Genomic DNA, 20,747 nt, shown 5'->3' with positions numbered 1-20,747 from the left:
GACAGGAAAGGCGCTCACGCCATGTTCAGCCGTCGATATTCTGCACTCGCGAACGGGTGTTTTTCCACGGAATCAGCCCTTTCACGACATTCCCACCAAGCGCAGCACGCAGTTCGATGCAGTTGCGAAATTCCAAGGCTGCTTTCCCGAAACCGGGCAACCCACACAATGGTAATGTCTAGGACGATGCTGCGCCCCGCTTGAAAGTGCGCAATACGCAGACGCGCGGTCGCCGCAAATTTGCGAACCGTGGTCACCCTCAATGTCTTGACTGCTGCGCCCGGCCGCCTTGGAACAGTTAAGCAAGCCCCGCGTTCCACCCTTAGACCAACCCAGGCGGCCGACGATCAATGGAGTTCTAGTGGACTGGCTGACACAGCACAGCGCGATCCTGAATATCGCTATCAACGTGGGGATGCTCGCCGTATGGATCCTTTATTTGCAGCTCTTCCTGTTTACGTTTCTGCGATCCCGTAAGCCGCGCATTCTCATCAATCGTGGGAAAGGTGCGGATATCGACGCGCTTTGCCTCGTGTCCAACATGAGCCAAGAGCCTATCTACCCGCTGAACGTCTATTTCACTATGACCCTCGCTGACGGGTCCACCTGCCAGGCCGCAATCACTGACCGGGACCTGCTCCGGACTCCCGAGGAAGAAGATCCGCCCCGCGACGTCACCAGTCACGGCCCGCTGAACCAGGGCGACTTCATGTCTATCGGCTCTTTCCGGCACATGATCGAACTGTCGATCCACGTATCCGACTCGGAACTTGGCGGCCTGCAGGACCTTCAGGACAAGTTGCAATTGATCGAGGTGATGGTCACCGGCGCGTTCGGAGGCGACGATCTGGAGGTGGCGGCCAAGCGCACCTTCCGCGTCGTGACCCGCCGCACGCCCTGGATGGTCGTTCCGACCGAACCCCAGACCCGTCAGATCTTCAGCCGCCGCGACCGCCGCAGGATCCGCCGCATGACGATCGCCGAGCTTGCTCGTTACGGGACGTGAGGATAGTGGCGGCAAGTGTGAATTCGCTGCGCTTTGCATAGAGGTCTGCTGAGCGGAGGACGTGAGCATTCGCTGCGCCTGCGCCAATGGCTGCTTTCGAGCTCGTTCAACACATCTGCGGTCCGCCCCGTTCACCGGAACGCAGGCCCGTGCGCCCAGACTGTCAGCGAATGGCGCACGCCACTGCGCACCGGTGTGACCTGATGCAGCGTAAAGCTGGGGAACACGGTCACACAGCCCTGCGCCCGACTGGCGTCCAGCACCTGCACACCGGGCATCACCTGAAGCGTGCCGCCCTCATAGTCGCCGTGCGGCGACAGTTGCAGCACCAGCGTCAGCTTGCGTTTGGCCGAAATTGGCCCGCGGCCAATGTCCGAATGCCACACAAAATGCCCCGCAGCGGTGGCTCGGTAGATCGCCACCTGCGGGCTTTCCTCAAAGGCGGTCAAATCAAAACCAAAGTGATCGCGGTTCGCCACCCGCACAAGATCAATCAGCCGGTCCATCACCCAGCCCAGCCCGTCAACCTCGTCGGTCCACACCAGATCGGCACCGCGCATGTTGTGGTCACGGTTGCGCCCGACCAGCAGCGCCGGATCGGTGGGAGCTTGGGATATGGCGGCCACGATCGCGTCGCATTCCCCGACGCTGAAGGCCTCGGGCATCGCATGCATAGACAGCATTATATGGGTCTTTCAGACAAGGATACACCGGCCCCAAGCCGCCCGAACGGGGCAAACGATCGGTCACTTATCATACCACTGCGCCGCGCCCTTGTCTGAAAATTCAATCGCCCGATGCTGTGTTGCAGGCGAAATCCTGCGTGTTTGGGCGGCCTTGCCCTATGTGGAACGCCACAGGCTTTGAACGCGGCGCGGCGCAAATTTCAGATCATGTCAGCGGGGACGTCACGCTATCTTGGGCCAAACATCAAGCATTTGTGACCAAAGCCGGACCTTGAGCGCGGTTTGGGAAAGGTCAGGTGAGCGGACAAAGTTTGAATTCGCTGCGGGTATGCCGAAGGCCGCTTCAGGGCAAATGATCGGCAATCGCTGGTTTCCCTGAGACTTGGAACTCCGGTAGAAACCATCGTTGAGGTTGTTGGCTCATCTTCGGATATGCATGCTGCTCTTTAGGTGTTTGATCCCACGGTTTGATGGTGTGATCCTTTCGCAGGACTGGAAGGAAGCACTATGGGACAAGTTCAGGCACTCCTCGAGCAAGGGCTATCAAAGGGGCGGATGGCCAAGGAGCTATCGATTTCAGAGCGGTCGGTTTATCGGATGTGTAACTGACGGAAGAAAAGCCACACTTTGGGAGCTTGAGGGCGTGGCGACGCACCGAATGACACTCTCCAGAGTGCCTGGCCTTTAAGTCTCTGAAATTACTTGATATGCTGACCTTCAAAATTGCAAGTCAGTCGTTCAGGGATCGCCATTTCAACCGACATCAGTGCTGTGCGAGCCACTGCGTCATCTCGCGCTCGGCCGAGACCAGTGTTTCCACGTTCAGTGTCCGGGTCAGCAAGGCGCGGTTGATGGCGCGGGTGCGTTTGTTGATCACGCCAGTGTCTTCTCCGTCGACACCCAGCTTGTCGTAAAGCGATAACAACCGGTTCTGGACGGATCGGAGTGACATGGCGCGCCGTTCGGCAATGACCTTGTCCGTCAGGCCAAGCGCCACATCCACAAGCACGGCAAATTCGCTTTCGCTGAGCGCGTCGCGCGGGGTGGCCACACGTTTCTGCAAACGATGCACCTCGCGGTCCACCATGATCTGGCCTTCCATCAGCACCGCCCGCAGCGCCAGTTCCAATTGGCTGACCGAAGCGGTTTTCAGAACGTAGCCATAGGCGCTTTCTTCGGGCACAATCTTGGTGATGCCCCGCAGGTAGGCTTCGTCGGCATAGTTTGACCAGAACAGGATGCGGGTTTCAGGCCGACTGGCCCAGATCGCGCGCGCTGCTTCGACACCGTTGCGCCGCGGCATCTGAAGGTCGAGCACAACGGCTAGGTAGCCGCCGCTGAGAAATTCGGCCTCGCCTTCGGCACCATCGACCACATGGGTAATCTCGGTCACGTCGGGCAGGGCGCGCGCAATGGTGTCCAGCATGAACTGGGCGTGAAACGGATCATCCTCAACCACAAGCAGTTTCATGATTGTGAAACCTCCTTGCCGCGCGGCAGTGTGACCGTGACCCGCGTCCCGTCGCTTTCGGAGATGTCGAGGCGGGCCGAGATCAACCGGGCGCGTGTTTCCATGTGCACAAGACCCGACCGCCGCGAAGGGCCATTGCGGGACAGTCCGCAGCCGTTGTCCTGCACAGACAGGCACAGCGCCCCGGCGATGTCGTGGTCGATGATCACCGTGATCCGGCTGGCCCCTGCATGGCGCAGGGCGTTGTTCGTCGCCTCTTGGGCGATGCGGAACAGGGCTGTGCGCGCGGTGTCGCCAATGTTGTCGATGGCGCCGTCGGTGCGGTCCTCGACCGTCGTGACAATTGTATCGGACTGTCGGGCGGCCTTTTCCAGATGTTCGGAAATGGCATGGCAGAAGCCGAACAGTTGCAGCTGAGAGGGCACCGCTTCGTCGATGATCCGGCGAAGATCGCGCACACAAGTTGACAGGCTGTCGGCCAGAATCTCGGGCGACAGATTTGCGCCTTCGCTGGTGACAAGGCGCAACAACCGCGTGAGATCTGCCAAGGTCTGGTCGTGCAGGTCCATGCCGATCCGCTGCCGTTCTTGTTCCAGCGCCTGGGTCAAACGCAGCGCGCCCTGCCGCAAGCCTTCTTCGCGCGACTGAACCTCGGCCCGCACGGACGCGTCGCGCTGCGCCTTTTCGATTGAACGAAGAGCGTGAAAATAAGGCGCGAGCAAATCGGCCAGATGTTGCGCCAAACGCAGGCTGTCTTCGTCGAACAGCCCGGTTTCGCTGTGCGAAATATTGAGTGTTCCGATCAACTGCCCCATGACCCGCATCCCCACATGCATGCGCGACCGAAGGCGGTGGTTGAAGATCGGCTCGCTTGTGGCGCCGGGGAAGGTCTGGCGCGGATCCTCCATGGCGTTTTCGCAGAGCATATACTCGGTCTTGCCGCGCAGCAGGTCGCGGATCGGCGAGGCGCTCAGCCGCGTGCGGCGCCGCGACCAACGGGTTTTGATCCCGACTTCGTAGGACACGACCCAGTCAAGGCCATCTAGCAGGCAGATGTCCACATGGGTGAAGGGCAGAACTTCGCCGATCTCTCCGGCAACAGCGGCGAGTGCCGACTGAATCTCGACCTCGCACGCGAGATGTTTGGAGATCCGCAGAAAAATGTCGCGGCGGTTCGCGGTCTCTGAGGGCCGCATAGCGAGTTCGGTCATATTTCCTCCCGGCGCGGCACGGCGCCTTCTGAGTCAGGATACACATCAAGCGACGCGCCGAGAACCGTATTGACCGCATTCAACTTGCGGGAACCCGCAACAAGTTTGCGGCTGAGGTTCTTTACAGCAAATCCAGCGCTGTGGAACAGTCACGCCAGCGCCGGGTCAGGATTGATACGCGCTGACATAGCCGCGGCAGCCAAGCTGCGGTTCAATGGGAGGAAATCTGAACATGAAACGACTGTTGCTCAGCGCAGCAGCCATCGCCATGGCTGCGTCCGCCGTTCAAGCTGATACATCCGACAAGCGCATCGCGCTTTCCAACAACTATGCCGGCAATTCGTGGCGCCAGGCGATGCTGCAATCCTGGGAAGAGGTCGGCTCACAGGCGGTCAAGGATGGTGTCGTTGCCGCCGCCGATGCCTTCACCACCTCTGAAAACCAGGCCACCGAACAGGCCGCGCAAATCCAGAACATGATCCTGCAGGGGTATGACGCCATCGTTGTCAACGCCGCTTCCCCGACCGCGCTGAACGGCGCGATCAAGGAAGCCTGCGATGCCGGTGTCACCGTCGTGTCCTTTGACGGCATCGTGTCCGAGCCCTGCGCCTGGCGCATCGCTGTGGATTTCAAGGAAATGGGACGCCAGCAGGTTGAATATCTTGCCACGCGTCTGCCCGATGGTGGCAACCTGCTTGAAATTCGCGGCCTTGCGGGCGTTTTCGTCGATGACGAGATTTCCGCTGGCATCCACGCAGGCGTAGAAGAAAACCCGCAGTTCAAGATCGTCGGCTCGGTGCATGGTGACTGGGCGCAAGACGTGGCGCAAAAGGCTGTTGCCGGTGTCCTTCCGTCGTTGCCGGATGTTGTCGGCGTGGTCACGCAGGGCGGGGACGGCTATGGTGCCGCGCAGGCCTTCAAGGCCGGTGGCCGCGACACACCGCTGATCGTGCTGGGCAATCGTCAGGACGAAATGCAGTGGTGGGCCGATCAGCGCGACGCCAACGGCTATGAAACGCTGTCGCTGTCGATCGCGCCGGGTGTTGCTTCGCTGGCCTTCTGGGTGGCGCAGCAGGTGCTGGATGGTGCCGAAGTGCCCAAAGACCTGACGGTGCCTTTCCTGAAAGTCACGCAGGATACGCTGGACGAAACGCTGGCGGGCACGCCCGAAGGTTCGGTTGCGACCACCAACTATTCGCTGGAAGACGCCAAGGCTGCCATCGCGAGTTCGATGTAAACCAAGATGACACGTGCCGAAACACAAGGCACGCCCATCGTCGCCCTGACCGATGCCGAAAAACACTTCGGTGCGGTCAGGGCGCTTGACGGCGTCAGTCTTTCAATAGAGCCGGGCGAATGTATCGGGCTTGTTGGCCATAATGGCGCGGGCAAGTCGACGCTGGTCAACCTTGTCAACGGCGGACTCGCGCCCTCGGGGGGCGCGGTGGCCTTTCCCGCAAGCGGCGCGGCAAAGGCGCTTGAGGCAGGCGTGCGATCCGTCTTTCAGGAGCTGTCGCTTTGCCCGAACCTGACCGTCGCCGAAAACCTGCGGATCTCGCACAGCGCCCTCAAAGGCATCGGTTGGCGCCGCACGGCGCGGGCGGAAATCGCCCAAAGCCTCGATACTGTCTTTCCCGGTCACGGCATCGACGCAAATGCCGAGGTTGATACCCTGTCGATCGCTGAACGCCAGATGGTCGAAATCGCCATCGGGTTTGCGCCGCGCGGATCCAAGGCGCGGCTGGTCATCCTGGATGAACCCACGTCGTCGCTGGATGCGGGCATCGCCCAACAACTTCTGTCCCATATCAAAGACTTCTGCACGGCGGGCGGCGCAGTCATTTTCATTTCCCACATGATGGGCGAAATTTTTCAGGTGGCCTCGCGCATTGTCGTCATGAAGGACGGCAAAGTCGTTGCCGAAGGGGCGACCGAGGTATTCGACCGCGCTTCGCTGGTCGATGCCATGGGCCATGTCGCCGCTGAAAAACCCGAGGGCGCCGCGCCTCGCGCCAGTGAACTGGGACCAGAGATCCTGCGGACGCAGGACGGTCTTTGTGCGCGCAAGGGCGAGGTGATCGGGTTGGCAGGGTTGGCCGGTCACGGTCAGGCCGAGGCGCTGGCACGCCTGTACTTTGATAACACGTCATCCTGGCGCCGGGGCAGGGCCAGCGAAATGGTCTTTGTCGCCGGGGATCGCGGGCGGGACGGTATCCTGCCGCTCTGGTCGATCCTGCGCAATGTCTCGATTTCCATCCTGCCGCAAAAGGCCAACCGCGGTCTTGTGGACCACGAAGACGAGATCCGCGTTGCGGCCGAATGGAAAAAACGTATCGGTATTCGCACGGACGATATGCTCAATCCGATCCTTTCGCTGTCGGGCGGCAATCAGCAGAAAGTGCTGTTCGCCCGCGCCTTGGCCTCGTCTGCGCCGGTCGTGGTGATGGACGATCCGATGCGCGGCGTCGATGTCGGCACCAAGCAGGATGTCTATGACATGATCCGGACCGAGGCAGCGGGCGGCCGAACCTTCCTGTGGTATTCCACCGAGACCGAGGAAATCTGCCAATGCGACCGCGTCTTCGTCTTCCGCAACGGGCAGATCTCGGCCGAGTTGACCGGCGCTGACATCACCGAGGAACGCATCCTCGAAGCCTCGTTCGAAATGCAGGAGAGCGCCGCATGATCCGACTTTTCGCGCGTCACCGCATTTTGTTGCCGGTGCTGTCTTTGGTCGTGCTTCTTGCGGCGACCTTCTATCTGCAGCCCCGCGCCATGAGCTATTTCGGGGTCAACCTGCTGTTCAATCTCGCGGTGCCCATCGCCTTGGCGACCATCGCGCAGATGATGATCATCATGGTCAACGATATCGACCTGTCCTTGGGGGCCTTCGTGTCGCTGGTGGCCTGTGTCACAGCGACCTTTCTGCATGACACGCCGATGCTGGGCGTTCTGGTTCTGGCGGCCCTGGTGGTGGCCTATGCCGGGATGGGGGCGCTGATCCACCGGTTCGAGCTGCCCGCCATCGTGGTCACGCTGGGCATGTCATTTGTCTGGGGCGGACTGGCCCTGTTCATCCTGCCGTCGCCTGGCGGGGCCGCGCCGGGATGGCTGCGCGCGATCATGACGGTCAAGCCGCCGCTGATGCCTATGGCCGTCGTCGCCTCGATCCTGATCGCGGTTCTGACGCATTTTCTGATCATCCGGTCCGGTATCGGAACAGTTTTGCGCGGCGTCGGAGGCAACCCGGCGTCGGTGGCGCGGGCGGGCTGGCCATTGCTGCGGCTCAAGGCGCTGGCCTATGCGCTGGCCGGTCTGTTTGGCGTGCTGGCGGGAATGGCGCTGGTCGGACTGACGACCGCCGCAGATGCGAACATCGCGTTGCGCTACACGCTTTTGTCCATCGCGGGGGTGATCCTTGGCGGCGGTGAGTTTATCGGCGGCAAGGTCAGCCCGGTGGGCGCGGTGATCGGGGCGCTGACCCTGACACTGGCCGCCTCGTTCCTGTCGTTCCTGCGCCTGTCGCCGGATTGGCAGATCGGGGCGCAGGGGGCGATCCTGATCCTTGTTCTGACCGCGCGGCTGATCTTTACCCGCCGCAACAGGGAAGGGGCCTGACATGGTGATGCTCAAAACCCTTGCCGGGCGCCCGTGGATCTGGTCGTGGCTGGCTGCCGCTGCCGCCTTTGCCTTGATCATCGCCCTGACCCAAGGCCGCGGTGCCGGAGAACTGGCCTATGCCGCGCTGTCCTTCGGAGCCTTCGCGGCCATCGTCGGTTTGGGGCAGATGCTGGTCATCACGCTTGGCCCCGGCAACGTAGATCTGTCCATTCCTGCCGTCATGACTTTGGCCGGTACGCTTTCGCTCAAGGCGATGGGAAGCGATCCGGGCACCGCTGCCCTTGGGTTGCTGATCGCGATTGGAGTTGGATTGGGCGCGGGGATGGCGAATTTCGCCCTGATCTACCTGTTGCGCCTGCCGCCTATCATTGCAACGCTTGCGGCATCGTTGATCTACCAGTCGCTGGCCATCTGGTCCAACCGGGGCCTGCGGATCAAGCCGCCGGCGGGACTTGCCGACTTTGCCACGGGTCGCACTTTCGGCTTGCCGAATGTGGCGCTTGTGGCGCTTGTGCTGTCCATCGCCGTGTGGGTCGTGCTTGAGCGCACCGTCTTTGGCCGCTGGCTGTTGGCGTCGGGGCAGAACCTGCGCGCCGCGCGTCTGGCCGGTGTGCCGGTCGAAATGGTCCGCGCGACGACCTACCTTTCCGTCACGGTCTTTGCCGCGGTCGCAGGCTATTTCCTTGCGTCGTTTTCGGGTGGCGCGGCGCTGAACATGGGGCAGGAATATCTGTTGACCTCGATCGCCGTGGTGGTGATTGGCGGCACCTCGATCGCGGGTGGTTTTTCCAACGTGCCGGGCGTCTGGGGCGCGTCGCTGTTCATGTTCCTTGTCGTGTCCATGTTGAACTCCTACGGCTTTGGCGCCGGGGTCCGCATGGTTCTGACCGGGCTTATCATCATCGGCATCGTCATTGCCGCCAGCACCAGGAGGCTTCGCGCATGATCCACCTTCCCGATCATCTCCAGACCCACGACGACCGTTTCCTTGGCCTTGTACACCCGATGTCACAGCTTGAGCAGTTGGCCACCGGGTTCACATGGACCGAAGGGCCGGTCTGGTTCGGGGATCACGAATGCCTGTTGTTCTCTGACATCCCGTCACAGCGTATCATGCGCTATAGCGACCGCGAGGGTCTCAGCGTTTATCGCGCGGGATCGCAGTTCAACAACGGCAACACGCGCGACAGGCAAGGCCGCCTGATCGGCTGCCGTCACGGTGCCCGCGACGTGGTCCGGACCGAGTTTGACGGCACTTTGACTGTGCTGGCGGACAGCTATGACGGAAAGCGCCTCAATTCCCCCAATGACGTTGTCGTCAGCTCGGATGGGGCGGTTTGGTTTACTGATCCGACCTATGGCATCCTTTCGAGTTTCGAGGGCCATGAAGCGCCGCGCGAACAGGCCGCCAATCACGTCTTTCGCCTTGATCCCGTGACCGGAACGCTCGCGCCGGTCGTCTCGGATTTCGTGCAGCCGAACGGGCTGGTCTTTTCGCCGGACGAACGCCGTTTGTACATCGCAGAGAGCGGATCGAGCCATGACGATGCCGTGCCTTCGGTCATCCGCCAGTTCGACGTGGCAGAGGGCGGAGCGCTGACGGATGCGGGTGTCTTCGCCACCATCGACAACGGCCTGCCTGACGGGATGCGCGTGGATACGCAGGGCAATCTGTGGTCCTCGGCGGCGGATGGCGTGCATTGCTTTGCGCCGGACGGGACATTGCTGGGCAAGATCCTTGTCCCCGAGACGGTGGCAAACCTCGCCTTTGGCGGGGCGGATGGATTTCGGATGTATATTGCTGGAACAACGTCGCTGTATCGCATCTTCGTGAACGTGAAAGGCGCCGAGCCTTGGACCCGGTCAAGCCGCCAACGATAGTGTCATGCCGGGGCCGTGCAGTGGTGCGGCATTCTTCCGTGCGGTCCTGTGTTCATAGGTAATCCGCCGATCCTGACTGAATTTATCGCAGACCCCGGCGCAAAAAAAAGAGAGACGCCGCAAAGGGCGCCTCTCAGGTCCTCAGGGAGTGAGGGGCCGATTACTCGGAAAGAGTAAAGGGCGCGGTGTAGTTGGCGACATTGTCTGCGGTGATCAGCAGGCAGTCGAACAGTTGCTTTTCTTCATCAACCATCGGTGAGCCGTTCTTGATGTAGTAGTCTGCCTGGATCACAGCCTCGCGCGAGAAAACGGCGACCGGCTGAAGCACGGTATAGGCCATCTCGCCCGCTTTCACGGCCGCCACCGCATCGGGCGATCCGTCAAAACCACCGACGGTCACGCCGTCCAGCTTGCCGGCTTCTTTCAGCGCCGCAATCGCCCCCAAAGCCATTTCGTCGTTGCCCGAAATCACGGCCGTAAAGTCGGGGTTGGCCTGAATGATCGACTGCATCTTGTTGTAGCCTTGGGTGCGGTCCCAGTTGGCCACTTCTTCCGCAACCTGCATCAGGTCCGGATATTGGCTGATGACGGTTTCATAACCGTTGGAGCGCGTGGCGGCGTTGTTGTCCGCCGGGTTGCCGAAGAATTCGACATATTTGGCGCTGTCGCCAACCATTTCCTGCCAAGCCACGGCGCCAAGGGCGGCGCCCTGCGCGTTATTCGAGACCAGCTGGCCGATGGCGAGACCGCTTTCGTTGATCTCGGCATTCACGAGAAAGACCGGGATGCCAGCCTCCTTGGCCTTTTTGACCACGCCGATCGAGCCGTCCGCGTTCGCGGGGTCAAGGATGATGGCCTTGGCGCCATTGGTGATGGCAGCGTCGACAAGGTTGGATTCGACGTTGGTGTCGCCCTTGTGCGCGGCGACGGTGGCTTCATAGCCCAGTTCTTCGGCGGTGGCCTTGGCAACTTCGCCCTCGGTGAACCAGTAGGGGTTCGCCGGGTCGTTCACGATGATCGAGATCAGGCCTTCGGCCCATGCCGACCCTGCCATCAGCGGCAGCGATGCGGCAGCGGCCAGAAGCGTGCGTTTGGTAAAAGTCATCATTTGTTCAGTCTCCCTTGGGTTGGTGGTGTGCCGGTTGACCGGCGGTTTCCGCGGAGGGGCCTCCTCTTGCCCCATGCAGGTGTGAAAAGCGGGTGGGGATCAGGTTTTCTTGCCTGCGCCGCCGTATTGGATCGAGTTCAGCATCACGGCGAGCACGATGACCGCGCCGGTAAAGACGGTCTGCCAGTAGGAACTGACGCCGATGATCACGAGGCCGTCGGACAGAAAGCCGATGACAAAAGCGCCCAGCAAAGTGCCGCGCACGGTGCCCCGCCCGCCCATCAAGGACGCCCCGCCAACCACAACCGCGGCGATGGCCGTCAGCTCGTAGGTGGTGCCAGCGGTCGGCCCGGCCGAGGTCAGCTGTGAGGACAGGACAAGCCCGGCGATGGCGGCGCAAATGCCCGAGAGCATATAGACGATGATCTGCACACGCTTGACCGGAACACCCGACAGTTCCGCCGCGCGCTCATTGCCGCCAGAGGAATAGAGCCAGCGGCCAAATGCGGTGCGCGACAGCAAGAGCCCGGCGGCCAGCGCGACGACCGTCAGGACAATCACGCCGATCGGGATGCCCGCGATCCGGTTGAAGCCGAGCCAGTCAAAGCCGGTGTTGCCAAGCTCGGATCTGCCTGAAAGATTGTTGTAGGTCAGACCGTTGGTCATCAGCAACGCCACACCGCGCGCGACGTATAGCGAGCCAAGCGTCGCCACGAAAGCAGGCACCCGGAAATAGGCGACAAGGATGCCGTTTGCAAAGCCGACAAAGGCCCCTAGCGCGATGGTCAGCACGACAACGGCCCAGACCGGCGGGTACAGGATGACCCCGGCCGCCTCGATTTCGACCCCTTGCATCAGAAAGCCCGCAAAGACCCCCGTCAGTCCCAGAACCGAGCCGACCGACAGGTCGATACCGCCATTCAGGATTACCAGCATCATGCCAATCGCCAAAAGGCCAAAGATCGCCACGTGGTTCGCCATGATCAGGAAATTCCCGATGGTGGCATAATTCGGCGACAGGAAGGAAAAGATCGCAATGATGGCGATCAGAGCGAAAAAGGCCCGGCCTTCCAGCAGCAGATGGACGATGTTGACGCCGCCCTTCTTGCCTTCGGCCTTGGTTCCGTTTGTCGTGGTCTCCGACATGATCGGCTCTCCCTGCGGCTTGTTCATCAGGCGACCAGGCTTTCGCCCGAGGCGGCCATGATCGCTTCTTTGGTGGTGTCATGGGTGAATTCGGCGGCGATCCGGCCGCGGCGCATGACGATGATGCGGTGGGCGATGGCAAGGCATTCTCCGACTTCCGAGGTCGAATAGATCACCGCCATGCCCTGCTTTGCGTGCTCAGCCAGAATGCGGAAGACCTCGGCCTTGGCGCCGATGTCGATGCCCCGGCTGGGTTCATCCAACAAAACCACCGAAGGGTGCGTGGCCAGCATCTTGCCGATCACCACCTTTTGCTGGTTGCCCCCAGACAGCGAGCCAATCGGCGCATCCGGGCCATCGGTCTTGACGGTGACTTCCTTGATCGACTGTTCGACGATCTGTGCTTCGTCCTTGCGGTTGGTCAGCAAGCCGCGCGTGAAATTCCCGATCGAGGCCAGTGACAGGTTGCGCCCGACTGTCATGGTCTGCACCAACCCGTCGCGCTGGCGATCCTCCGGGACCAGAACAAGCCCGGCGTTGATGCGCTCGGCGATGGTCAGGCCCGACACATCCTGTCCGTGCAGCAGAACGCGCCCACCTGTCGCCCCAAGGCGCCCCGCGACGCATTCCATCATCTCGGTGCGACCCGCGCCCATCAGACCGTAAATGCAAACAACCTCGCCCGCCCTGACCGACAGATCCAACCGATCCACCGCATTGCCGGCGCCCGAGGCCGCAGGCACGCTAAGCGCCTCGAGTTGCAGCGCCGGCGCACCCATTTCATGGCCCTCGGGCGGGGTGCCAAGGTCAAAGTTTTCGCCCACCATGTTGCGCACGATCCATTCCAGATCAATTTCGGCTCGGGGGGCATAGGCGGTCATCGTGCCATCGCGCAGCACCACGGCGTGGTCGGTGATGGTCAGCGCTTCTTCGAGGTGGTGCGAGATATAAACGATGCTGACGCCGCGTGCCTTCAGGTCGTGAATGACCTTGAACAACACTTCGACCTCCGAGGCAGACAGCGCCGAGGTCGGCTCATCCATGATCAGAATACGAGAGCGGACGGACAGCGCGCGGGCGATCTCGACGATCTGTTGCTGGCCAAGGCGCAGGTCTTCGACCGGGGTCAGCGGGTCGATGTCTTCTTCCAACTCGCGCATCAGGTCGCGCGCCTGACGTTCCTCTTCGGCATAGTTCACGCCGAACGGACCCATGATTTCGCGGCCCATAAATATATTGTCGCGCACGTTCATGTTTGGGGCGAGGCTCAGCTCCTGATGGATAATCGAAATCCCCAGCTCCCGCGCCGCGACGGTGGATGTGATCTGGACCGGCTTGCCGTCCAGTATCAGCTCGCCGGATGTTGGCAGGTGGACGCCGGACAGGACCTTCATCAGGGTCGACTTGCCCGCGCCGTTTTCGCCAAAGAGCGTGGTGACTTGCCCGCGATGGACATCAAAGTTCACGCCTTTCAGCGCCTGTACCGCGCCAAAGGACTTGGCCACATTGCGCGCGGCAAGAACAACCTCGTGGGTGTCCGGCGCGCTGGTCGGAGTTTCGTCGTGCGCGGGAGTTTTCATTCCTTCACCTCTAGCGCGACAGGGGTCACCAGCCAGTTCTTCGGGTTGATCAACTTGAAAACCCCGGTGACGGTGATGGTCTTGCCGGGCAGGGCGTCACGGTCCAGATCAGACAGCACCTCGGCCGACATGGCGCGATTGATGCCGCTGCCAACGTTCTGATATTCGATCTGGTTTTTGAAAGCGCCAAAGTCGATGTCGCCGGGAATGTCACGCAGTTCAGTCCCGTTGATCGCCGGGCCGGTCTGAACGCGCACCTTGGTGCCATCCGGCAGCCCCTCGACGGTGACATAGAAGATGCCCGACTTGCCCTCACCGACGGTACCGGTCAGCGTGACCGGAAGCACCGGGAAAGCACCGGCCATGGTACCATAGCTGTCAATCGCAGCTTTCTTGTCGGCGACCAGATCCGTGGCCAGCTTGGCAGCCGCCGGGGCGCGTTCCATCACCAGATCGCGGATGCGTGGAAATTCGGTCCGGCCAAAAACGTCGGGGTTGAAGGCCTGCTGGCGGGCATCCTCGTCCGAGCCGATCCGCACTACCTTGGTGTCCAGCCCGATCGCGCCCAAGAGAACAATCATAGCGATAGCGGCAATCGCGCGACGTTTGGTGGTTTTGCTGTCACCTGTCGGGGCATGTCCGGTCATAGCCATGGCGTCGTCGCTCCTCCGTTTTTCGTGGCCCACCATTCCGATGTGCCAATCCGCCGCTTCGACTGTGCCGAAGGGCTGTGCCGTTTGGACGCCGAAGCGCCATCAATTTTACGGGGCAATTGTTACGCCTTTGGCGAATAACATATTTCCTCCCCCTTGGTTGCTCAGGGGCTCCTCAACCCGGTGATCTGAACAACCGCTTGGTCCGCCCTTGAGCTGCGACCGATTGACTTGACCATAGGTGAAAAAAATTACTCTGTCTGCAAAAAAATTCACCCAAGTGAAAATTTTCATGTTACACCTGATGCAACCTGACGCCGAGCGATTTGCGCGGTGTCGGTCGCTTCACCTGATAGGGGAGCGGTCGTGGAGTGAGGATCACGGCAAGACGATAAAGGGGAAGAGGACATGACGCGCGACCTGACAGAACGGCCAGCAGGCAGTGCCAAATGACCGATTCGCGGGACTTGATCATCGGCATCGACGCGGGGACTTCGGTCATCAAGGCGGTTGCCTTTGATTTGCGCGGGCAGCAACTGGCCGTATCTTCGGTGCGCAATCGCTATGTGCTGGGCGCGGATGGATCGGCCACGCAGTCCTTGCCTCAGACGTGGACGGATTGCGCGACTGCCCTGCGCGGTCTGGGCGACAAGATCGACACTCTGGCGCGGCGCGTTGCGGCCGTCGCCGTGACCGGTCAGGGCGATGGGACTTGGCTGGCGGGCAAGGGAAACGAGGCGGTCGCGGACGCATGGCTTTGGCTGGATGCCCGGGCAGCGCCGACTGTGAAGCGCCTTGCCCAAGGGAGTGCCGAGCGCGCCCGGTTTGAAGCCACCGGAACCGGCCTGAACACCTGCCAGCAAGGCAGCCAGATGGCGCATATGCAGGCGCATCAGCCAGAAAATCTGGACCGGGCCGAAGTCGCGCTGCATTGCAAGGATTGGCTGTTTCTGAACCTGACGGGCATCCGCGCGACGGACCCCTCTGAGGCCAGTTTTACCTTTGGCGATTTCCGCACTCGCCTCTACAGCGACACGGTCATCGCGGCTTTGGGTCTGGAAACCCGCCGCCATCTGCTGCCCGAGATCGTGGACGGCACCCGGCAGACCTTTCCGCTGACCGCCGAGGCCGCCGCGCAAACCGGTCTGTTGCAGGGCACGCCGGTGTCACTGGGCTATGTCGATATGGTTATGACTGCGCTGGGCGCAGGCGTGCATACAGGCGATGCAGGCGCGGCCTGTTCCACGGTGGGGTCGACCGGGGTGCATATGCGCGCCGTGACCTCGGACCGGGTGCATTTGAATGCCGAAGGCACCGGGTATGTCATCTGCTTGCCGATTCCCGATCTGGTCACGCAGGTGCAGACCAACATGGCGGCCACGCTGAACATCGACTGGGCGCTGGACCTGGCCAGCGATCTGATCGGCGAGATGGGCGACGCGCCCAGCCATGCGGATCTGGTCGCAAGGATCGATGACTGGTTGGACCACTCAACCCCCGGCGCGCTGGTCTACCACCCCTATATCTCGGAGGCAGGAGAGCGCGGCCCCTTTGTCAATGCGGACGCTCGGGCCAGCCTGATCGGGTTGAATGCCAGCCACCGCTTTCCGGATGTAATCCGCGCCGTGATCGAAGGGCTCGGGATGGCGGCGCGCGATTGCTATGCCGCCATGGGAGAGATGCCGCGCGAATTGCGCCTGACCGGCGGCGCGGCACGTTCGCCCGCGCTACGCCAGGTGTTGGCGGCGTCTTTGAACACCCCTGTGCGGGTATCGGCCCGCGACGAGGCTGGCGCGGCGGGCTGCGCCATGATGACGGCGGTCGCCATCGGCGCCTATCCCGACATGAACACCTGTATCACGGACTGGACGACGCCGCTTTTGGGGCGGCCCGAGGCGCCTGATCCGGGCCTTGCGCAGGTCTATGACAGCCTTTTCACCTCTTATCGCGCGGCGCGGAGCGGACTTGTCCCGGTCTGGGGCACCCTTGCCCGGCACCGCGCAACTCAGGGAGCCAAGACATGACTGATATTCCCAAGGTCGATCTTTTCGTAATCGGTGGCGGCATCAATGGTGCAGGGATCGCGCGGGATGCGGCGGGGCGCGGCCTGTCGGTTGTCCTGTGCGAAAAGGACGATCTGGCCGAGGGCACTTCGTCCCGCTCGGGCAAGTTGGTCCATGGCGGGTTGCGTTATCTGGAGTATTACGAATTCCGGCTGGTGCGCGAAGCGCTGATCGAACGCGAAGTGTTGATGAACAACGCCCCGCATATCATCTGGCCGATGCGCTTTGTGCTGCCGCACAGCCCACAGGATCGCCCGGCGTGGCTCGTCCGGCTGGGGCTGTTCCTGTACGATCATCTCGGCGGGCGCAAGAAACTGCCTGGGACGCGCACGCTGAACTTGCTGCGCGATCCCGAAGGCGCTCCGATCAAAGATCAGTATACGCGAGGCTTTGAATACTCTGATTGTTGGGTCGACGATGCCCGGCTTGTGGTGCTGAACGCCGTCGATGCAGCTGAACGCGGGGCGGTTGTGCTGACCCGCAGCCCCTGCACCTCGGCCCGGCGCGAGAACGGTGCTTGGCGGGTGACCACGACCAATCGCATGACCGGAGAAAGCAAGGAGTTCGAGGCCAAGGTTCTGGTCAATGCCGCTGGCCCTTGGGTGACGGATGTCTTGACGCGGGTTGCGGGCGCGAATTCTTCCCGCAATGTGCGGCTGGTCAAGGGATCACACATCATCGTGCCAAAATTCTGGAAAGGCGAGAACGCCTATCTGGTGCAGAACCACGACAAACGCGTGATCTTCATCAACCCCTACGAACGCGACAAGGCGCTGATCGGCACAACAGACATCGCGTATGAAGGCCGCGCCGAGGATGTCACGGCGGACGAGTCCGAAATCCAGTACTTGCTGGACGCGGTGAACCGCTACTTCAAGGAAGAGCTGACCCGTGACGACGTGGAGACCAGCTTTTCCGGAGTGCGCCCGTTGTTCGATGACGGCAAGGGAAATCCCTCGGCGGTGACGCGCGATTACGTGTTCGATCTGGACGAAGCCGGCGGTGCGCCGATGCTGAACATCTTTGGCGGCAAGATCACCACGTTCCGCGAATTGGCCGAGCGCGGGATGCACAAGATTGAACAGTTCTTCCCGAAGATGGGCAAGGACTGGACCGAAAGCGCGCCTTTGCCCGGTGGCGACATGGACAACGCCGATTACGAGGCGTTTCGCGGCAAGATGAAGGCCGATTACCCTTGGATGCCGCGCAGCCTGCGGCGGCATTACGGGCGGCTTTACGGCGCGCGGATTGCGCAGATTGTCGGTGAGGCCACCTCGCTTGAGGGGCTGGGGCGACACTTTGGTGGCGATCTGTATGAGGCCGAAGTGTTGTATCTGGTGCAGACCGAATGGGCGCAGACCGCCGAGGATATCCTGTGGCGCCGCACCAAGCATCGCCTGCATCTCAGCCCGGCGGAACAGGCGGCTTTTGCGGAATGGTTCCAAGCCTATGCGGAGGCCGCGTAAATGGCGCTGACGCTGTCCCTGAACACCAACCCTTTGGTCAACCGCTTCGCCGACCCGGCGGACCTGATCGAAACGACCGCGCGCGAGTTGCGCCTGCGCGATCTGCAATTGACCCACGAATTCATCAACCCCAGTTGGCCCGCACCGGTGATCCGGCGGTTGACGCGCGAGATGGATCGCGCTTGCCAGCGCACCGGTGTCCGGGTGACCAGCGGCATGACAGGGCCGTATGGGCGGCTCAACCACTTTGGCCATCCCGACCGCGATGTGCGGCGCTACTACGTGGATTGGTTCAAGGGCTTTGCCGACATCATCGGGGATCTTGGCGGCGCGTCTGTGGGCACGCAGTTCGCGATCTTCACCTACCGCGATTACGACGACCGGGCGCGCCGCGAAGAACTGATCCAGATCGCCATCGACTGCTGGGCCGAAGTGGCCGAGCACGCCAAGGCGGCTGGGCTGTCCTATGTCTATTGGGAGCCGATGAGCGTGGGCCGCGAATTTGGCGAAACGATCGCGGAATGTTTGGCGCTTCAGGACCGCCTGACAGCGGCGGGGATGGCTGTGCCGATGTGGATGATGGCCGATATCGACCATGGCGATGTCACCAGCCCAAACCCCGATGACACCGATCCCTATGCCTGGGCGCGGGCGGTGCCAAAAGTCAGCCCGATCATCCACATCAAGCAATCCATGATGGATAAAAGCGGCCATCGCCCCTTTACCGCTGAATTCAACGCCAAGGGCGCGATCCAGCCGGAACCGCTGCTCAGGGCTTTGGCCGAGGGCGGAGCAAAGGACAACGAAATCTGCCTTGAGCTGTCCTTCAAGGAGCGCGAACCAAACGACCGTCAGGTCATTGCCCAGATCGCCGAAAGCGTCGCCTTCTGGGCGCCGCATATCGACAGCGGCGTTCAGGATCTGCGTGTTTGAGGTAGGCGAAATTGGCACGCAGGGTCCCGGGGTCGCTCCGGGCCGCAGCGTTTTATTGGCGGCTTTTGCGAAAAAATCGCCTGCCTCTCTTGCCTTTTCCGGCGGCTCTGGCCAAACCTGCCGGCGTTCTCAGGGCGGGGTGAAATTCCCTACCGGCGGTTATAGCCCGCGAGCGCCATCCTTCGGGATGGGTCAGCAGACACCGGTGAAATTCCGGGGCCGACGGTTAAAGTCCGGATGGAAGAGAACCAACCGACGGGCCTTTTGGCGCGCGCGGCTGGAGACGCCTTGGGACCATTTGTTGAAGCTCAAGGATGGTTCCATGACTAAGAAACTGAAAATCGCCTTTATCAAGGCACGTTGGCATTCCGAAATCGTCGATCAGGCGCTTGTGGGCTTTGAGGCCCGCATGGCGACCTCGGGCAAGGCGCATGAGGTCACGGCGTTTGACGTGCCCGGCGCCTTTGAAATGCCGCTGCTTGCCAAGAAGCTGGGGCAAAGCAGCAAGTATGACGCCGTGGTCTGCGCGGCCTTGGTGGTCGATGGCGGCATCTACCGCCACGATTTCGTTGCGGCCGCGGTGGTCGACGGGTTGATGCAGGCGCAACTGGAAACTGGTGTGCCGACCTACTCGGTCTCGCTGACGCCGCATCACTTTCAGCCGACGGAGGAGCACATCGGGTTCTTCCGCGATCACTTTGTCAAAAAGGGCGAAGAGGCCGCGGATGCGGTTCTCATGGTCGCCGGGATCGAGGTGTAAATGACATCGCCGCGCGCCTTTCGCTTTGCCACCGCAACCGAAATCCGGTTTGGCCGGGGCGAAAGCGCGCGTGCGGTGCCTGATCTTGCCGCCCTCGGGGCCAGCGCATTGTTGGTCATCGGGGGCACGCCCTCCCGCAGTGACTGGCTGGCGCAGGCACTTGAGGATCAGGATGTGCAGGTCACCAAATTCGCGGTGCAGGGTGAGCCCGATGTTGCGCTGGTCGAGGCGGGCGTTCGGGCCGCGCGGGCGGCAAAGGTGGCGTCGGTGATTGCCCTCGGCGGCGGCGCGGTAATTGACGCGGGCAAGGCGATTGCTGCCCTGACACCCACCATGCGTCCCATGTCCGACCATCTTGAAGTGGTGGGCAAGGGCCTGCCGCTGGGGCAGGCCCCGCTGCCTTTCGCGGCGCTTCCGACAACTTCGGGCACCGGAGCGGAGGTGACGCGCAACGCGGTGATCGCTGTACCTGATGCTGCACGCAAGGTGTCGCTGCGCGATCCGGCCATGCTGCCGCGCCTCGCGATTGTCGATCCTGCGCTGACGGATGGTTGCCCGCGCGCGGTCACTCTGGCCTCGGGGTTGGATGCCATAACGCAAGTGATCGAACCCTATATCTGTACGCGCGCCAACCCGATGACCGATGCGTTGTGCCGTGATGCCATCCCGCGCGGTCTGCGGGCGCTTGTCGCTTTGATGAACGGCGAAGATCGCGACGCGCGGGACGAAATGTCTTGGGCAAGCCTCAGCGGAGGTCTGGCGCTTGCCAATGCCGGTCTGGGCGTGATCCACGGGCTTGCAGGGCCGCTGGGCGGGCTTTCAAGCGCCGCGCATGGCGCTATCTGCGGAGCGCTTTTGCCCTTTGGGCTGGCCGCCAATGCTGCGCGCCTGTCTGACAACGAGGCGGCGCATCGCATTGGCGAAATCCGCAATTGGATTGCCGATGCGCTCGGCAGCACCGAAGCGGACGCCTTCGCTGCGCTCGCCGCCTGGTCCCGCGATCAAGGTCTTTTAGGGTTGGACGCGCAGGGTGTAACTGCCGATCACCGCGCGCAGGCCGCCAAGGACGCGGCAACGTCTTCGTCAATGAGAGCCAATCCGGTGTCGTTGACCGAAGCCGATCTTGCTCAAATTATGGAACAGGCCCGCTGACGCGCGGGGC

Annotated in this window: 18 protein-coding genes and 1 riboswitch; of the genes, 11 read left to right on the top strand and 7 right to left on the bottom strand. The window is 61.9% G+C overall.

The features are described 5' to 3' along the window. Positions 1-361: 361 nt before the first annotated feature. Complete coding sequence (locus tag ACOYQJ_RS13145; protein WP_422906479.1) at positions 362-1,006, top strand: hypothetical protein; 645 nt, start codon at positions 362-364, stop codon at positions 1,004-1,006. Between the two features lie 131 nt (positions 1,007-1,137). Here ACOYQJ_RS13145 and ACOYQJ_RS13140 read toward each other — a convergent pair whose 3' ends face one another. The 3 genes from ACOYQJ_RS13140 to ACOYQJ_RS13130 form a co-directional block, all read right to left on the bottom strand. Beyond that, positions 1,138-1,689 (bottom strand): 2OG-Fe(II) oxygenase, encoded by a 552-nt coding sequence (locus ACOYQJ_RS13140; RefSeq protein WP_422906478.1) that lies wholly within the window; start codon positions 1,687-1,689, stop codon positions 1,138-1,140. Positions 1,690-2,455: 766 nt separating this feature from the next. Next, the gene (locus ACOYQJ_RS13135; protein ID WP_422906477.1) at positions 2,456-3,163 is read right to left on the bottom strand and encodes a response regulator; all 708 of its coding nucleotides are present in this window, start codon (positions 3,161-3,163) and stop codon (positions 2,456-2,458) included. After that, complete coding sequence (locus tag ACOYQJ_RS13130) at positions 3,160-4,374, bottom strand: GAF domain-containing sensor histidine kinase (protein WP_422906476.1); 1,215 nt, start codon at positions 4,372-4,374, stop codon at positions 3,160-3,162. Before ACOYQJ_RS13130 ends, ACOYQJ_RS13135 begins: the two co-directional genes overlap by 4 nt. 232 nt (positions 4,375-4,606) lie before the next feature. Between ACOYQJ_RS13130 and ACOYQJ_RS13125 the strand changes: the two genes are divergently transcribed. From ACOYQJ_RS13125 to ACOYQJ_RS13105, 5 genes are read left to right on the top strand one after another with little or no spacing between them, the layout of a single operon-like run. Then, on the top strand, positions 4,607-5,611 hold the full coding sequence (locus ACOYQJ_RS13125) for an ABC transporter substrate-binding protein (protein ID WP_422906475.1): 1,005 nt from the start codon (positions 4,607-4,609) through the stop codon (positions 5,609-5,611). 6 nt (positions 5,612-5,617) lie between these two features. After that, entirely contained in the window at positions 5,618-7,060 is a 1,443-nt protein-coding gene (locus ACOYQJ_RS13120) for a sugar ABC transporter ATP-binding protein (protein ID WP_422906474.1), read from the top strand. Beyond that, positions 7,057-7,992, top strand: a complete 936-nt coding sequence (locus tag ACOYQJ_RS13115; protein ID WP_422906473.1) for an ABC transporter permease — start codon at positions 7,057-7,059, stop codon at positions 7,990-7,992. The genes ACOYQJ_RS13120 and ACOYQJ_RS13115 overlap by 4 nt, the downstream gene beginning before the upstream one ends. 1 nt (position 7,993) lies before the next feature. Next, a complete protein-coding gene (locus tag ACOYQJ_RS13110) occupies positions 7,994-8,941 on the top strand; it encodes an ABC transporter permease (RefSeq protein WP_422906472.1) in 948 nt (315 codons plus the stop codon). Beyond that, positions 8,938-9,876, top strand: a complete 939-nt coding sequence (locus tag ACOYQJ_RS13105; RefSeq protein WP_422906471.1) for an SMP-30/gluconolactonase/LRE family protein — start codon at positions 8,938-8,940, stop codon at positions 9,874-9,876. The genes ACOYQJ_RS13110 and ACOYQJ_RS13105 overlap by 4 nt, the downstream gene beginning before the upstream one ends. 160 nt (positions 9,877-10,036) lie before the next feature. On the opposite strand, the gene ACOYQJ_RS13100 is transcribed toward ACOYQJ_RS13105, so the two are convergent. The 4 genes from ACOYQJ_RS13100 to ACOYQJ_RS13085 form a co-directional block, all read right to left on the bottom strand. Beyond that, positions 10,037-10,984, bottom strand: a complete 948-nt coding sequence (locus ACOYQJ_RS13100; RefSeq protein ID WP_422906470.1) for a D-ribose ABC transporter substrate-binding protein — start codon at positions 10,982-10,984, stop codon at positions 10,037-10,039. A gap of 99 nt (positions 10,985-11,083) precedes the next feature. After that, entirely contained in the window at positions 11,084-12,130 is a 1,047-nt protein-coding gene (locus ACOYQJ_RS13095; protein WP_422906469.1) for an ABC transporter permease, read from the bottom strand. A 26-nt stretch (positions 12,131-12,156) separates the two neighbouring features. Continuing rightward, the gene (locus tag ACOYQJ_RS13090) at positions 12,157-13,710 is read right to left on the bottom strand and encodes a sugar ABC transporter ATP-binding protein (protein ID WP_422906468.1); all 1,554 of its coding nucleotides are present in this window, start codon (positions 13,708-13,710) and stop codon (positions 12,157-12,159) included. Further along, entirely contained in the window at positions 13,707-14,363 is a 657-nt protein-coding gene (locus ACOYQJ_RS13085; RefSeq protein WP_422906467.1) for a DUF2291 family protein, read from the bottom strand. The genes ACOYQJ_RS13090 and ACOYQJ_RS13085 overlap by 4 nt, the downstream gene beginning before the upstream one ends. Before the next feature lie 449 nt (positions 14,364-14,812). On the opposite strand from ACOYQJ_RS13085, the gene ACOYQJ_RS13080 reads away from it, so the two are divergent. The 5 genes from ACOYQJ_RS13080 (at position 14,813) to ACOYQJ_RS13060 (ending at position 20,737) form a co-directional block, all read left to right on the top strand. After that, a complete protein-coding gene (locus ACOYQJ_RS13080) occupies positions 14,813-16,387 on the top strand; it encodes an FGGY-family carbohydrate kinase (RefSeq protein ID WP_422906466.1) in 1,575 nt (524 codons plus the stop codon). Then, complete coding sequence (locus ACOYQJ_RS13075) at positions 16,384-17,892, top strand: glycerol-3-phosphate dehydrogenase (RefSeq protein WP_422906465.1); 1,509 nt, start codon at positions 16,384-16,386, stop codon at positions 17,890-17,892. The genes ACOYQJ_RS13080 and ACOYQJ_RS13075 overlap by 4 nt, the downstream gene beginning before the upstream one ends. After that, positions 17,893-18,825: a sugar phosphate isomerase/epimerase family protein gene (locus ACOYQJ_RS13070; protein WP_422906464.1), complete on the top strand. Its 933-nt coding sequence runs from the start codon at positions 17,893-17,895 to the stop codon at positions 18,823-18,825. Between the two features lie 121 nt (positions 18,826-18,946). Continuing rightward, positions 18,947-19,078, top strand: a riboswitch (FMN riboswitch). Between the two features lie 69 nt (positions 19,079-19,147). Next, complete coding sequence (locus tag ACOYQJ_RS13065) at positions 19,148-19,585, top strand: 6,7-dimethyl-8-ribityllumazine synthase (RefSeq protein ID WP_422906463.1); 438 nt, start codon at positions 19,148-19,150, stop codon at positions 19,583-19,585. Next, positions 19,586-20,737: an iron-containing alcohol dehydrogenase gene (locus ACOYQJ_RS13060; protein ID WP_422906462.1), complete on the top strand. Its 1,152-nt coding sequence runs from the start codon at positions 19,586-19,588 to the stop codon at positions 20,735-20,737. The last annotated feature ends 10 nt before the right edge of the window (positions 20,738-20,747 follow it).

The sequence above is a fragment of the Pacificoceanicola algae genome (assembly GCF_049341065.1).
Taxonomy (GTDB): Bacteria; Pseudomonadota; Alphaproteobacteria; order Rhodobacterales; family Rhodobacteraceae; genus Pacificoceanicola.
Note: the sequence above shows the minus strand (reverse complement) of the source record. Positions and strands in the feature narration are given on the sequence as shown.